Raw genomic sequence first — 14,134 nt, forward strand, 5'->3', positions numbered from 1 at the left:
AAATGGCTTTTATCTCCAGCTGACTATCGCTATTTATATTGATTTAGCTCTATCATCGTCGTCAAAAGTAAGCTTGGCGGGAGCTTTGCGGCCTGTGGTTGGTTTGTTCTGCTGCAAACGCAACGGCGCGGCTGACTGAATTTTCCCAGAGCCGATATTAAAAAATGCTAATAAATCTCGCATACTGCTGGCTGTTTGCGACATAGTCTCACCTGCAGCACTGGCTTGCTCGACTAACGCCGCATTCTGTTGGGTCATTTCATCCATTTGTGTGATGGTTTTATTGACCTGTTGAATGCCAGTGCTTTGTTCACTAGATGCAACCGAAATATCAGCAACCATACGATTTACCTTTTCAACCGCAGCCATTATTTGTTGTAAAGTTGCACCGGACTGATTAACCAGTACAGAACCATCTTCAACTTTCGCCACACTGTCTTGAATTAAACCTTTTATTTCCCGTGCCGCTTCGGCGCTACGTTGTGCAAGACTGCGAACTTCGCCGGCAACCACAGCAAAACCGCGCCCTTGTTCACCCGCTCTTGCAGCTTCAACCGCAGCGTTTAACGCTAATAAATTGGTTTGAAAGGCAATTTCGTCAATCACACCTATGATGTCAGCTATTTTTTTACTCGCATCATTTATTTGTGCCATGCTCGCGACTGCATTTTCAACTACCCGCTGGCCTTCAACAGCCTTGCTCTTTGCTTCGGTCGCCAAGTTATCTGCTACAGAGGCATTTTCAGCATTTTGCGTTACTGTGCTAGTCATTTGCTCCATGCTAGCTGCGGTTTCTTCCAAAGAAGACGCTTGCTCTTCGGTTCTTTGACTTAAATCAGCGTTGCCACGGGCTATTTCATCCGCGCCAGTTGCAACTGTATCCGCAGCTTGGCGAATGCGCGCTATTATCTCAGTTAGTTTTTCCGAGGTTTGGTTGGCATCTTGTTTAAGTTTGGCAAAACTGCCCGAAAAATCACCATCAATACGTTTGGTTAAATCACCATGCGACATGGCATCTAATATACTCACGGTTTGCTGAATAATGGCTTCACACGAGCCGTTCAAACAATTGAGTCCTTGAGCTAACATTAGAAAGAAACCTTGTTTGCCTTTTTCATCAATTCGCCCGGATAAGTCACCCGCAACAGCAGCTTTAACTAGAGCTGCGACTTCACGCTCAGCATTAACTTCATCCGTTCTATCATCCCACTCAACTACGGTGCCAATTCTTTGTTTATTAGCTGCCACTATTGGATTAGCAGTTAACTTAAACACTTTGGTGCCAACTGTTATTTGGGTTGCATACGTAGTGGTTAAACTATCAATTAAACCTTGTTGATGGCGCGGATTTTTATGGAAAGTATCCATATTTTGCCCCATTAATGCAGACGCATTAAACTGAGGCAATACTTTACGAATTTCCCCTTCCGCATTTTGCATCATTTGTTTGATAGCTGCATTCATATAAATAATTGAATTGTGCTCGTCCGCTATCATAGTATTGGTTGAAACATTATCCAAAGCTTGACGCACTCGCGCATTTTCATTCGCCACTTTGAGTTCTTGTTCAGCTTTAGCAAGCTGTTCAGTTACATCTTCCCACTCGACGACTGTACCTAACCTTTCTTTATCTTCACTGAAGACTGGTGTTGCAATTAAATTAAAAGTTAAATCAGAGACCTTGATTTGTGTTTTGTAAACGTCAGCTAAGTTTTTCAACAAACTTCTTTGATGGCTTGGTGTTTTATGGAAAGAATCTATCGAGCGACCGATCAGCCCTTCAACCTTAAAACTAGCAATTGATTGGCGAATTTTTGCTTCATTTTTTGCTAACATGTTTTTGACCGACTCATTCAAATACACAATGTTTAAATTATTGTCTGCCATCATCACATTCGCTTGGCACTTGTCTAAGGCGGTTTTATCTCGTAGCGCTAACAACCTTGCCTCTTCCGCTTGCTGTTGTGCTAGCAGCGCGGTTTGCTGCGCTTGTTTTGCATCTTCTGCAGCTTGTTGCGCTTGTTGTGCTTGCATTTGTGCAGCTTGTTTGGCTTTGTCAGCTTGTGTTGAGCTATCTTCAATAATTTCTACCGCTTGATTTACTTGATTACATAAGTCTAATAAATCACCTTTAGCTTGAGTATGTGCTCGTTGCCCTGCATGCCCTTGGCTGGTTGCAGCCAAAGTTTGTGACACGCTTTGGAAACTTGCCTGCAGACTGGTCAACAAACTATTCAGCGAACTTGCTATCTCCCCCACTTCATTGCGGCTTTGATATTGGCTACGAATAGTTAAACGGCCAGTTTGTGCAATCTCTATAATTAACTTGGATAACTGCTGGATTGGTTTAGCAATATTGTTTGCTATCAGCAAACCAAATAACACAATAATCACCAACACGGCTATGGCGATAAAAACACTGGTATAAACTAAAGAGTCAACCGCAGAAAATGCTTCGGATGTGTCCATTTGTGCAACAATAAACCAAGTTAAATCGGGCAAATCTAACTTATCGTAAGACGATAAAACTTGCTGACCCTTTACGCCACTATCTAATACATATCCGACTTCGCCGTTTATCGCTTTTTGATGAGCCAAACCAGTTAATTGCGCTTTTTCAGGATGTTTAAACGCATAAACAAGTGAGCGACTTTCTATATTTAAGCTAGAGTCACTTCTTGGCAACGCATCGGCACCAAATAAATAAACATCACCAGTCTCACCCAAACCGGTTCTGCTGCCCATAATTGCTTGTACTGGATCATAAGGTAATTGAAATATTAGTACTGCTGTCAATTGCCCCTTGTTGAGTATAGGAGTGCCAACAAATGAAGCTGGGGCATGGTATGAAGGTAAATAGCTTTGATAGTCAGTGACGACAGTGCGCTTTTCAAGCAAGACTTTGCGAAATGTACCGGCAAAATTGGTATTTTTGTACGGGCCAGTAAGCAGAGAGGTTGCAAAATCCAACTCTTTAAATACCGAATAAACAATATGTCCTTTAACTGGCTCGACAATAAAAATATCGTAATAACCAAAACGATTGAGCACATTATTAAATACTGCATGATGTTGCGCATGTACTGCGGCATAATCAGAACCATCAAGCAAATTATGTAAATTATTTTTACTGCCCAAAGGATGCGGGTTTTTCCAGATATACTGATATTGCAGCGCAATTGCGAGGTCGCTTAACGCTAGCATAGGCTTAACATCAATTTGCTTTTGATTGTTCTGCTGATAGGTCGGAGTAAATTCTTGCGTGTAATACTGTGCAAGGTTATTTTTAACTTGTGTTATGTCACCTTCGCTATTTGGTAACTGATAATTAAAAAAACTATCGGTAAAGGCAACTGCCGACTCAAGCACTTGCGGGTGTTCTGCCAAATTTTCAATCTGGTTTACTGCACTTTTAAAATAAGATTCAACTGCTATTTTTTTATCGAATTTAACCGTTCTAAGCTGTCTAGACGCAGCGTCGGTTAAACTCTCACTGGCGAGGTTTACCGCTATAAAACCCAAAAAAATCATCGGAGCCAAACCAAAAAAAACCAGGGCGGCAACAATTCTTTGTTTAAGGTTTAGATTGTTTAGAAATGACATATTGCACTCCCTCTAGCAAGCCAATGTTAAGACGACATAGTTAGTGCAACACAAACAGCAGCATAGGCAATTATGCTGCTGTTAAGTTGTCACTGAATAAAGTTATTAAAACTCTTCCCAATCTTCGTCTTCGTCAAATGACAAGCCTGCAATGCCATTTTTAGCGGGTTTGTTTGCTACACGTTTTGCCGGTTGACGGGATTCAAGTTGCGCAGCCGGCATGCGGGCTTTATTTGGCAACCCCATACCCAGCTGGTCTAAGGTAAAGAACGACAGTATTTGGCTCATGCTAGCTGCTTGTTCTGCCATAGATTCACCTGCGGCAGATGCTTCTTCAACTAAAGCAGCATTTTGTTGGGTCATTTCATCCATTTGGGTAATGGCTTTATTCACCTGTTCTATCCCTGAACTTTGTTCTTTCGAAGCAATTGAAATATCCGCAATCATACGACTCACTTTTTCAACTGCCTCAACAATTTCGCTTAAGGTTTCACCTGATTGATTAACTAACGCAGAACCATCTTCCACTTTAGCCACACTGTCACGAATCAAGTTCTTAATTTCTTTGGCCGCTTCGGCACTGCGCTGCGCTAGGTTTCTAACTTCACCCGCAACCACTGCAAAACCTCGCCCTTGTTCACCTGCACGAGCAGCTTCAACCGCAGCATTCAGGGCTAACAAATTGGTTTGGAAGGCTATTTCATCAATCACACCTATAATGTCGGCGATTTTCTTACTCGCATCATTAATCTGTGCCATGCTAGTCACAGCGTTTTCAACCACTTGACCACCTTCAACCGCTTTTTTACGTGCTTGTTCAGCTAAATCATCGGCTAGTGCGGCGTTGTCGGCATTTTGTTTGACCGTACTGGTCATTTCTTCCATGCTCGCGGCTGTTTCTTCTAGTGATGATGCTTGCTCTTCGGTACGTTGGCTTAAATCAGCATTGCCTTGAGCAATCTCATCTGCGCCCGATGAAACAGTTGCAGCCGATTGATTAACCTTAGTAATAATTTCTGTTAGTTTATCTAAGGTCGTATTTGCGTCATCGCGCAGCTTAGCAAAAGTACCTTCGTAATCGCCGTCAATACGCTTAGTTAAGTTGCCGTGCGCCATAGCATCTAATACTTCAACTGTACTGGTAATCACACTATCGCATGAATCAATTAAAGAGTTTAAGCCTTCAGCTAAGCTCTTGAAGAAGCCGGTTTTACTTTCAACCTCTAGACGTGGAGATAGGTTGCCATGCGAAGCTTGTTTAACTAAATCAGCAACTTCCCTTTCAACTTGCACTTCTAATGTTCTATCTAACCACTCTACTACTGTGCCAATACGTTCGTTTTCTTCATTGATAATAGGATTAGCAACTAACGCAAATGTACGACCGCCAACATTAATTTCAGTTTTGTAGGTAGTAGTTAAACGCGCTAATAAATTTTGTTGATGCGCAGGATTTTTATGGAAGACATCAATATTTTGTCCCATTAAATTATTAGCATTAAAATTCGGCAATGCGGTTTTTATGTCTGCTTCCGCTGCTGCCATCATGCCTTCGATAGCTTCATTCATATAAACAATCACATTGTTTTTGTCTGCTATCATGGCGTTAGTAGATACGCTATCTAATGCTTGGCGAACACGCAGGTTTTCTTCTGCCATTTGATTTAGTTTAGCTTCAGTGGCTAACTTTTCAGTAACATCCTGCCACTCGACTACTGTACCAATGCGATTTTTATCATCATCAATAATTGGATTCGCGACTAAATCAAATACACGTTTACCAACATTAATCCGTGCTTTGTAGGTGTCTGTAAGCTTGCCAAGCAAGTTGCGTTGATGTGCAGGATTTTTATGGAAGACATCAATATTTTTCCCCATCAAATTACGCGCATCAAAGTTAGGTAAAACCTCTTGAATATCTCGCTCCGCCGTTTGCAGCATATGCTCAATTGCTGAGTTCATGTAGATAATTTCGTAATCTGCGTTGGCAATCATAGTATTGGTGCTGACACTATCTAATGCTTGTTTTACCCTTTCGTTATTGCGAGCTAATTCTTCAGCTTGTTGTTGGCGAGCAACTTCATCTGTAACATCATCCCACTCAACCACAGTGCCTAAACGTTCACCTGCATCATTTTTCCAAGGGGTAGCAATGAGATCGAACTTTAGTTCACCTACCGTCAAACGGGTAAAATAAGGCTCAGTTAACTGTGCAAGCATTTGCCTTTGATGACTCGGCTGTTTATGGAAAATATCAACACAAGTGCCAACTAATTTATCCGCATCAAAGTTAGGTAAAACCTGGCGAATTTGCGCTTGGCGTTTACGTAACATGCTAAGGTTTTCATCATTAACATAAACAATGTTTAAGTCGTTATCTGCCATCATGACATTAGCTTGACAGATTTTCAGTGCGTTGGCTAAATTTGCTAACTCGGCGCTTTTTATTTCGTCAGCTTTAATTTTGCTAATATCTGAGGCAAATTTTACCACTTTGTATGGTTTACCAGATGCATCTAGAATCGGGTTATAAGTAGCTTGGATCCATATCTCCCTTCCACCTTTACCATAACGTAAATACTGATCGGAAAAATATTCTCCGTTTGCCAGCCTTTGCCAAAATCTTTGATATTCACTGCTACTAACAAACTCTGAACCAACAAACATAGAGTGATGACGACCAACGATTTCGTTCTTGGCATAACCCATAGCCGCAAGAAAATTGTCATTCGCATCTAAAATAGTTCCGTCTGGGGTAAATTCAATCACAGCTTGCGAACGGTCTATCGCCGCCAACTTACCTTGATATTCGGATAATTGTTGTTTTAAATCGGCTAACTCTTGTTTACTGCCTTGTCCAAAAAGTGTCGATAACATGTTTGTCTCCTGGCTAAATTTTTTAGCTTAAATTGCTAATAGCGTATCTGGGTCAAGTAAAATTAATGCACCACTTTTGGCACTTCCTAAACCTTTAACAAAACTGGAATTTACATTAGTGCTTAGATCGGGCGCTTGCTGAATATCGTCAGGGGATATACTGTGCACATCAGCCACTGCGTCTACAACTACGCCGCTGATTTTTTCAATCCCATCTTGGGTAATAAACTTAAGTACAATCACAACTGTGAGTGGGTTATATGCTTGCTCGACTAAACCCAAACGTAAGCGTAAATCCATTACTGGCACTATGGTGCCTCGTAAGTTCATAACCCCTTTTACACTAACCGGTGAATTGGGAATGACAGTTGCGCCTTCCCAACACCTGATTTCTTGCACGCGCAAAATATCTACTGCGTATTCTTCTTCATCTAAAAAAAATGATAGAAACTGCTCTACGTTTGCATTTTCAACACCTTCTAGCAGTTCAAGTTTTTGGTTAATTTCATCCACGTTATTGTCTGCTACCATGCTATGCTCCTTCAGCATCAATATCGGATGGCATTATGTTGTGGCTAGAAATACTTTTCACCCCAGCCATACGCACCAAACTAACTATATCTATAATCAATGACACTGTGCCATCACCTAGGATAGTTGCACCCGAGATACCTTCAACTTTGTTGTAATTCGCTTCTAAACTTTTAATAACGACTTGCTGTTGCGCCAATAAGTCATCAACAAAAATCCCTACTTTGCCACCGTCTACTTCAACCACCACAAGTAAACCGTCAGTTAAAGTGTGGGCATCAGCTTTATGTAAAAATACGTCAGCTAAACAAATTATCGGTACGTATTCGCCACGCAAATGCAGCACATCGTATTCACCACCAATGCGGCTAACATCTTTTTGATTGATTTGCAGCGACTCAATAATATTAACCAAAGGAATAATATAAGTGTGCTGGCCAATGCGAATAAGTTGTCCATCTAAAATGGCTAGAGTAAGTGGTAAACGAATACGAAAGGTTGTGCCTTTACCAACCACGGATTCAACATCAACCGAACCGTTAAGTGCTTGAATGTTGCTTTTAACTACATCCATACCAACACCGCGCCCGGATAAATCAGACACGGTATCAGCGGTAGAGAAACCCGCTTCAAATATTAATAAATTGATTTGCTCTTCTGACAACTCGTCATTCGGACCAATTAGACCATTCGCTACGGCTTTGTTTTTGATTTTAACTGGGTCAAGTCCTTTGCCGTCGTCAATAATTTCAATAACAACATTACCACCTTGATGATAGGCATTTAAGGTTACTTTTCCGCTTTCTGGTTTTCCCGCAGCCAAACGTTGCTCGGGCAATTCTAATCCGTGATCCATGGCATTTCTAACAAGATGAACTAGCGGATCTGAAATTTTCTCCATGACAGTTTTATCAAGTTCAGTGCTTTCACCTTGTAATACCAGCTCTATTTTTTTGCCTATTTTCTGCCCAGTGTCTCGCACTAAACGAGGAAAACGGCTAAAGACAAAACTAATTGGTAACATGCGAATACGCATAACACTTTCTTGTAAATCTCGGGTATTGTGCTCAAGTTGCGCTAAGCCCTCTTTCATACGAGTAAGAGACTGCGCCGTCATTTCGCCTTCAAATAATTGGCTTAACATTGCCTGGGTAATCACCAACTCACCAACCATATTGATTAACGAATCTACTTTATCAATACCTACTCGTATTGAATTGGCGTCGGCTTGTTTAGCCTTGACTGCAGGTTTAGCGACAGCGGCTTTTGCATCTGCACTTTTAGTTGCAGCAGGTGCCGATGGTTTCACTTCTTTTACTGCTACTGCGGCTTCTGCACTTGCCTCAATTTCTGGCGGTGAAGTTGGCACAGTTGCAGAAGTTTGGATTGGCTCTGCGGCTGCCAGCTTTTCGATTTTGATTTCGCTCTCGTCGGCAACCCACTCAAAAACTTCGTTTATCTGTTGCTCAGTGCAATCACAGTATAACTTTACTATCCAACGTAAATAACAAAATTCGGGTTTTAACTCAGACCATGATGGAATTTTTTCAGTAACAAGCTCAACCTCATGATCACCTAATTCAGTTAGCTCCTGAATTAGGTATAAAGGCTCGTTACCCGTCATCAATATATCTTCACTAGGGATAAAAGTGACTTTCCACCCAGGTGTATTTTCATGCGTTTCGGTGGCTGTTGTCGCACTATCAGCAATTATTTGCTCAGCTTCTAAAGCACTCTGTTCACCTTCATTGGCAACTTCATCATTTAAAATGGCTTCAAAGGCCGCTTTCAATTGGGCGGTTGATTCAGGCACACTATCATCACCTGAACTCAAAGCATTTATCATCTCGCGTAAACAATCAATTGATTGTAAAAACAAATCTATATGCTGGCTGGTGATATCTCTTTGCCCATCACGGATTTGGTCGAGCAAAGTTTCTAGTACATGAGTGAACCCAGCAATACTATCAAAACCAAATGTACCACTGCCTCCTTTTATCGAGTGCGCTGCTCGAAAGATAGTGTTAATTGATTCATCATCTTGGGTGCCTTCGCTGTAGCGTAAAAGCTCAGCTTCCATTGCATCCAAACCTTCAAGGCTTTCATCAAAAAAAACCTGATAGAATTGACTAAGATCCACTGTCATAGAATTTATCTCAATACTTTTCCTAAAGTAGCAATTAATTGGTCTGGATTAAACGGCTTAACTATCCAACCTGTCGCCCCGGCTTGTTTACCTTCTGTTTTTTTCTCAAGCCCAGACTCTGTAGTTAACATAAGCAAGGGTACAAATTTATACTCAGGTAAAGCCCTAAGCTCACGGATAAGTGATATACCGTCCATATTTGGCATATTGACGTCAGATAAAACTAAATCAAAAGTTTCGTTTTTGGCAATTCCTAGCGCTTCGACCCCATCTTTCGCTTCTGTTACTTTGTAGCCAGCCCGCTGGAGCGTAAAACTGACCATTTGGCGCATTGATGCCGAGTCGTCAACTGCGAGAATCTTCTTCATCTTGAGTTACCTTATAGCTGCTTCCGTTGATAAAACTGTGTTAGTTGGTTGGGTTTAGAGGATATCCCAATATTCGACAGGCGTTTTTAAACACATCACTGCATTGACCGTAACAAAACTCTTTACCCGCTTTATCCAAGGTTTGCTCAAATGCAATTAATAGCTGAATAAATGCAGTATCAATACGTTCAACTTTGCTCGCATCAATTTCAACGTCTTGTTGTTGAGTGCAAAAAGCGTTTAGTTCTTGGTAATAAGGTTCTACCTCCACTACAGTGCATAATTCGGGTAATTGAAAAACCTTGTGCATAAAAAGCCCTTTAACATTTCCTATGTACTTTTTATATTAGAAGGGCTTTACAAAAAAACAAATTTGCGAAGAGATTTTTTTTAATTTTTTATTAAAGTATCAATAACTTTGACAATTTGTGGGAAGTCTATTTGGGCGGGTTTTGCGCTAAAGTCAGGTTTGATAATGGCTTGTAATTCCCCAGCAGGATTGACTAAAGAGAGTGAAGCAGAGTGGTTAACTAGATAATCATTCTGCTTTGAATCCGACACAGCATAAACCAAATTTAATGCGCGGCTAAATGGAAAAAGTTCAGCATGTTCGGCTCTAACAGCTGTAAACTCAGAGTTAAAAAATCCAATATACTCCTTGAGTCGTTCACTACTGTCACGCGCAGGATCTGCAGTAATCAACACCACTTGAACCGGCTGACTGAGTTGCTGCAATTGCGGATATATCCGATTTAAATCCATCAAGGTAGTAGGGCATATGTCAGGGCAATATGTGTAACCAATAAAAAATAATGTCCACTTGCCTTGCAGTTGGCTGTTACCAAATTCATCGCCAAATTGGTCAGTCAATTTAAACTCAGGTAACAGCTTTGTTTTTGGATATATCAATACATTGTCAAATTCTTGTACCGATTGTTGTTGCTGTGGAGAGCAAGCCAATACGGTAACACAAACCATAATTAATGCTAAATAACGCACTTATATTCCAACTCTTCTGTATCAGTTAATACAGGCAATATACCGACATAAGCACAAAACTAAAAGATAAAGTGATCAACCAACATAGCAACAAACACCCATAATAAGTGCCATATCGAAAATTTAAACATGGCAAAGGCGGTATCGTCAGTTGCATGGTATTTAAGTTTATACGCGTATTGGATAAACCTAATATTGAGTCCTGTTACTACAGCCAGATAGAAGTAACTAAAAGTACCAGCCAGCCAAGGCAATATACATACTGCGGTTAATAACAGGGTATATAACAACACCATAGTTTTGGTGAACTCAATGCCATGGGTAACCGGCAACATAGGGATATTGGCTTTGGCATAGTCATTTTTTCTGTGAATTGCCAGCGCCCAAAAATGTGGTGGCGTCCAAGTGAATATTATGAGTACCAATAATAATGCACCTGGTGCTATGTTATTGGTTACAGAAGTCCAGCCGAGTAGCGGCGGCATAGCGCCAGCTAAGCCACCAATCACAATATTTTGTGGTGTAGCACGCTTTAAAAACAGTGTGTAAACAACTGCATATCCAACTAAACTCGCGAGGGTTAAATAAGCTGTTAATGGATTTATGCCCGCATACAAAACCACAAAACCTATCACACCAATTAGTGCAGCAAAAGCAAGTGCTTGCATATGGCTAACACGCCCGCGAACGATTGGGCGACAGTGAGTACGCGCCATAATGGCATCAACTTTAGCATCGACTACATGATTAATGGCCGCAGCAGAGCCAGACAATAAACCAATGCCAATTAAAGATAACAATAATACAGACACACTTGGCAGTTGTTCACTGGCGACTAACATACCAACCACAGCGGTTAATAAAATCAGAGCTACCACTTTAGGTTTGGTTAACTCAAAAAAATCGCGCCAGTGGTGGATACAGAATTTAGCTTGAATTCGCGCTTGGTCAAAACCACCAATTACTTTGTCATTCATGATAACTCCTTAACCGGCAATAATATTTGTGGAGACTGTTTTTGTTGTACTTGTACCTTGCTGATTAAACTAACTTTGTGCCAAGTAATAATTAAACTCGACAACAGCAAGAGCGCAACAGCATTGTGTGCTACTGCCACAGCCAGCGGCAAACTCATCACCACATTGCTGATGCCTAAACTAATTTGCATAAATAACAGGAAATTTATACTGATAAGCTGCTTAGTAAATATTTTCGCCCGCCACAATAAAACGCAGTAAAACAGTAAAGCTAAGGTCACGATAATAGCGCCTACTCTGTGGGTTACATGAATGGTCATACGTGCAGCATAATCTAAAACACCATATTGGTAGGTTTCAGCATGCGGTGTTGGTGAAAAGGCCTGGGCAAAGTCGAGCTTATTTTGCCAATCACCTTCACAAATAGGTAATTGAGTACAGGTTAATGCAGCATAGTTGGCAGCAGTCCAACCGCCCAAAGCAATTTGTATAATCAACAAACCTGATACAGCTGCGGTTGCTAGCATCAACTTGTTAACCTGTACCTCACTGCTATGCTCGGCACTATCGGCATTTTGTTTAACTAAGCGTCTTTCTAATAAAACCAATAAAACAAATATGCTAAAACCGCCCAATAAATGCCCCATAACTATAATAGGTTTTAAGTCCATAGTGACGGTTAACATGCCTAAAATAGCTTGAAATATCACCAGTAATAACAACGCAGATGTGTGGGTTGAAATAGCCACGAAGCTAAATATTTTTTCTTCGCGCTGTTGCGATGTACGAACACCACCTATTGCCAATGCCAAAATGACTAAACCTAAGGTTCCGGCAAAATACCTATGGATCATTTCATTCCAAGCTTTTTGCGCTTCAACTGGTTGTTCAGGGAATCGCGCATGTGCTGTATCAATTTGTTCAGCTGTGGGGACAGTTAAAAAGCCATAACAGCCCGGCCAATCAGGACAACCTAAGCCAGCTTCAGTTAAACGGGTAAAAGCGCCTAAAACTACAACGACAAAAGCCAATACAATTGCAAAACGGCTTAACCAGAGCATAAGCACTCCTTATCCGATTTTAGAAAGTTTTAATAGTTTGCGAAGGTCTGCCAATATGGCTTTGCCAAGAATTTTGTCTTGCTCAAGAACTGTCGCAGCCGACGAAGGCGTTTGCTCTAAACTGTATTGCAAGATAATCTGCCCGAGTGGGTCGATAATATAAAAATGCCCTGCTGCTAACTGAGTAACTTCAGTTGAATTAAGTTTTATCTGTGCAAGCTCAGTCTGCTTAATCAATGACTCAGAGCTAATCAAAGCTATTTCGCTGCGAGCTTGTTCTTTACCAAGTGCAGCTCTGACTTGATTAAGCAAATACTCAGCATTATCACATTGACTGCAATTGGCATCGGCAAAGAAACTAATCACCCATTTATTTTGCAGTTTCTGTGGAAGTTGTTGGTTATTGAGCACAATCGCAGGCTGCAATAACTGGCCTTGATTAGTGACAGCTAAATTAAACCAATTGGCTTTAAGTGCCCACCAGGCAAATATCGCTGGTGCGATAAATACCACCACGAGTAACCATTTACTGATTGAGTTGTTAGCTTGATTTAACTGAAGATCGGCTGTTTTTTCCATGAGACTGCCTTTATTAATATTATTAGGTTTAGCGCAATTGCAAGTAAAAACCACTGTGCTGCATAAGCTGTATGTTTTTCTGGCGGCATATTGATTAATGGCCGTTCAACCAGTAAAGCAAACGGTGATTTTTCATCCAATATACCCAGTATAGGCAATACTTGAGTTTTTGCCTGTTTTTCAATTAACTGAGATGAAATTTGTCCAACAAACTGCCAGCCATCACGCTGTTCAACTAGGTTTGATTTAAAAACATTGTGCTGTAATGGTGTGACAAAGAGCGTCAGTTCAACTTGCTGTGATTGCTGGTGAACTTGAGCAAGATTGGCTCGCCAACTTTGCCAATCTTGCTGATTAGGCAAGCGCTGTGCGTTATAGCTAATCCAACCAAAATCAATAAATAACTTTGTTGTAATACCTTGCTCTTCAACAACAAATGGCATGATTAAATTACCACCTAATACATGATTGTTAACTTGGTTATCAAGCACCCATAAATTTTGCGGATCAAAACGACCACGCAGTTTGATTTGATGCGGATAAAAAGATTTTGTTGTGAGATGATTAAGATAGCTTGAATCGACCAACCCTAGACTAGGTTGACTGTTGAGGTTTTGTAAAATAAGCTCTTTTTCATTGGCGCGCGACAATTGCCATAAACCTAGGCTGATTAAAATACCAGTTGAGACTAGCCAAATTAATAGCGCTGTAGGGCGAATATGAAGATGTAAATTTGCCGCTATCTTCATTAAAACCTCGTTAGGGACAAAATATGCTTAAAGTGATTATTGTTGTTTTTTTATTCATTTCTATTTTTAGTTTATTCCGCGCGTTAATGGCTATGAGTAGAGACGACAAAAACCAACAGATGACACGTAATTTAGGTCGCCGCGTAATGTTTTCAGCCCTCACCTTAGTCTTAATTGTTTTAGCGTTATCCATGGGCTGGATTGAACCAAACCCGCGCCCTTATTAACCGGCCAAAGTTTCTTT

At 40.8% G+C, this 14,134-nt stretch carries 12 protein-coding genes; 1 reads left to right on the forward strand and 11 read right to left on the reverse strand.

Annotated features, from left to right (window positions below; translation table 11 throughout):
* Nucleotides 1-33 precede the first annotated feature (33 nt).
* From ACMZOO_RS06940 to ACMZOO_RS06990, 11 genes are all read right to left on the reverse strand, one after another.
* Nucleotides 34-3,603 carry a methyl-accepting chemotaxis protein gene (locus ACMZOO_RS06940; protein WP_440905970.1) on the reverse strand — a complete coding sequence of 1,190 codons (3,570 nt, stop codon included), beginning with the start codon at nt 3,601-3,603 and terminating at the stop codon, nt 34-36.
* Nucleotides 3,604-3,708: 105 nt separating this feature from the next.
* Entirely contained in the window at nt 3,709-6,480 is a 2,772-nt protein-coding gene (locus ACMZOO_RS06945; protein ID WP_440905971.1) for a methyl-accepting chemotaxis protein, read from the reverse strand.
* 27 nt (nt 6,481-6,507) lie between these two features.
* Entirely contained in the window at nt 6,508-7,011 is a 504-nt protein-coding gene (locus ACMZOO_RS06950; protein WP_440905972.1) for a chemotaxis protein CheW, read from the reverse strand.
* A gap of 1 nt (nt 7,012) precedes the next feature.
* On the reverse strand, nt 7,013-9,157 hold the full coding sequence (locus ACMZOO_RS06955; protein ID WP_440905973.1) for a chemotaxis protein CheA: 2,145 nt from the start codon (nt 9,155-9,157) through the stop codon (nt 7,013-7,015).
* Nucleotides 9,158-9,162: 5 nt separating this feature from the next.
* Nucleotides 9,163-9,525 carry a response regulator gene (locus ACMZOO_RS06960; RefSeq protein WP_440905974.1) on the reverse strand — a complete coding sequence of 121 codons (363 nt, stop codon included), beginning with the start codon at nt 9,523-9,525 and terminating at the stop codon, nt 9,163-9,165.
* Between the two features lie 40 nt (nt 9,526-9,565).
* Nucleotides 9,566-9,835, reverse strand: a complete 270-nt coding sequence (locus ACMZOO_RS06965; protein ID WP_440905975.1) for an STAS domain-containing protein — start codon at nt 9,833-9,835, stop codon at nt 9,566-9,568.
* Between the two features lie 80 nt (nt 9,836-9,915).
* Nucleotides 9,916-10,524 (reverse strand): SCO family protein, encoded by a 609-nt coding sequence (locus tag ACMZOO_RS06970; RefSeq protein ID WP_440905976.1) that lies wholly within the window; start codon nt 10,522-10,524, stop codon nt 9,916-9,918.
* Between the two features lie 59 nt (nt 10,525-10,583).
* Nucleotides 10,584-11,501: a heme o synthase gene (gene cyoE, locus ACMZOO_RS06975; RefSeq protein ID WP_440905977.1), complete on the reverse strand. Its 918-nt coding sequence runs from the start codon at nt 11,499-11,501 to the stop codon at nt 10,584-10,586.
* Nucleotides 11,498-12,562, reverse strand: a complete 1,065-nt coding sequence (locus ACMZOO_RS06980) for a COX15/CtaA family protein (protein WP_440905978.1) — start codon at nt 12,560-12,562, stop codon at nt 11,498-11,500. The genes cyoE and ACMZOO_RS06980 overlap by 4 nt, the downstream gene beginning before the upstream one ends.
* A 9-nt stretch (nt 12,563-12,571) precedes the next feature.
* A complete protein-coding gene (locus ACMZOO_RS06985; RefSeq protein WP_440905979.1) occupies nt 12,572-13,141 on the reverse strand; it encodes a hypothetical protein in 570 nt (189 codons plus the stop codon).
* Nucleotides 13,114-13,890, reverse strand: coding sequence for an SURF1 family protein (locus ACMZOO_RS06990; protein ID WP_440905980.1), 777 nt, complete (start codon nt 13,888-13,890; stop codon nt 13,114-13,116). The genes ACMZOO_RS06985 and ACMZOO_RS06990 overlap by 28 nt, the downstream gene beginning before the upstream one ends.
* 23 nt (nt 13,891-13,913) lie before the next feature.
* On the opposite strand from ACMZOO_RS06990, the gene ACMZOO_RS06995 reads away from it, so the two are divergent.
* Nucleotides 13,914-14,117: a DUF2909 domain-containing protein gene (locus ACMZOO_RS06995; RefSeq protein ID WP_440905981.1), complete on the forward strand. Its 204-nt coding sequence runs from the start codon at nt 13,914-13,916 to the stop codon at nt 14,115-14,117.
* The last annotated feature ends 17 nt before the right edge of the window (nt 14,118-14,134 follow it).

It is taken from the genome of Catenovulum sp. SX2 (assembly GCF_052056295.1).
Taxonomy (GTDB): Bacteria; Pseudomonadota; Gammaproteobacteria; order Enterobacterales; family Alteromonadaceae; genus Catenovulum.

Coding starts and splice junctions, on each gene's coding strand:
- ACMZOO_RS06940 (WP_440905970.1), bottom strand. CDS start 3,603: ATGTCATTTCTAAACAATCTAAACCTTAAACAAAGAATTGTTGCCGCC.
- ACMZOO_RS06945 (WP_440905971.1), bottom strand. CDS start 6,480: ATGTTATCGACACTTTTTGGACAAGGCAGTAAACAAGAGTTAGCCGAT.
- ACMZOO_RS06950 (WP_440905972.1), bottom strand. CDS start 7,011: ATGGTAGCAGACAATAACGTGGATGAAATTAACCAAAAACTTGAACTG.
- ACMZOO_RS06955 (WP_440905973.1), bottom strand. CDS start 9,157: ATGACAGTGGATCTTAGTCAATTCTATCAGGTTTTTTTTGATGAAAGC.
- ACMZOO_RS06960 (WP_440905974.1), bottom strand. CDS start 9,525: ATGAAGAAGATTCTCGCAGTTGACGACTCGGCATCAATGCGCCAAATG.
- ACMZOO_RS06965 (WP_440905975.1), bottom strand. CDS start 9,835: ATGCACAAGGTTTTTCAATTACCCGAATTATGCACTGTAGTGGAGGTA.
- cyoE (WP_440905977.1), bottom strand. CDS start 11,501: ATGAATGACAAAGTAATTGGTGGTTTTGACCAAGCGCGAATTCAAGCT.
- ACMZOO_RS06980 (WP_440905978.1), bottom strand. CDS start 12,562: ATGCTCTGGTTAAGCCGTTTTGCAATTGTATTGGCTTTTGTCGTTGTA.
- ACMZOO_RS06985 (WP_440905979.1), bottom strand. CDS start 13,141: ATGGAAAAAACAGCCGATCTTCAGTTAAATCAAGCTAACAACTCAATC.
- ACMZOO_RS06990 (WP_440905980.1), bottom strand. CDS start 13,890: ATGAAGATAGCGGCAAATTTACATCTTCATATTCGCCCTACAGCGCTA.
- ACMZOO_RS06995 (WP_440905981.1), top strand. CDS start 13,914: ATGCTTAAAGTGATTATTGTTGTTTTTTTATTCATTTCTATTTTTAGT.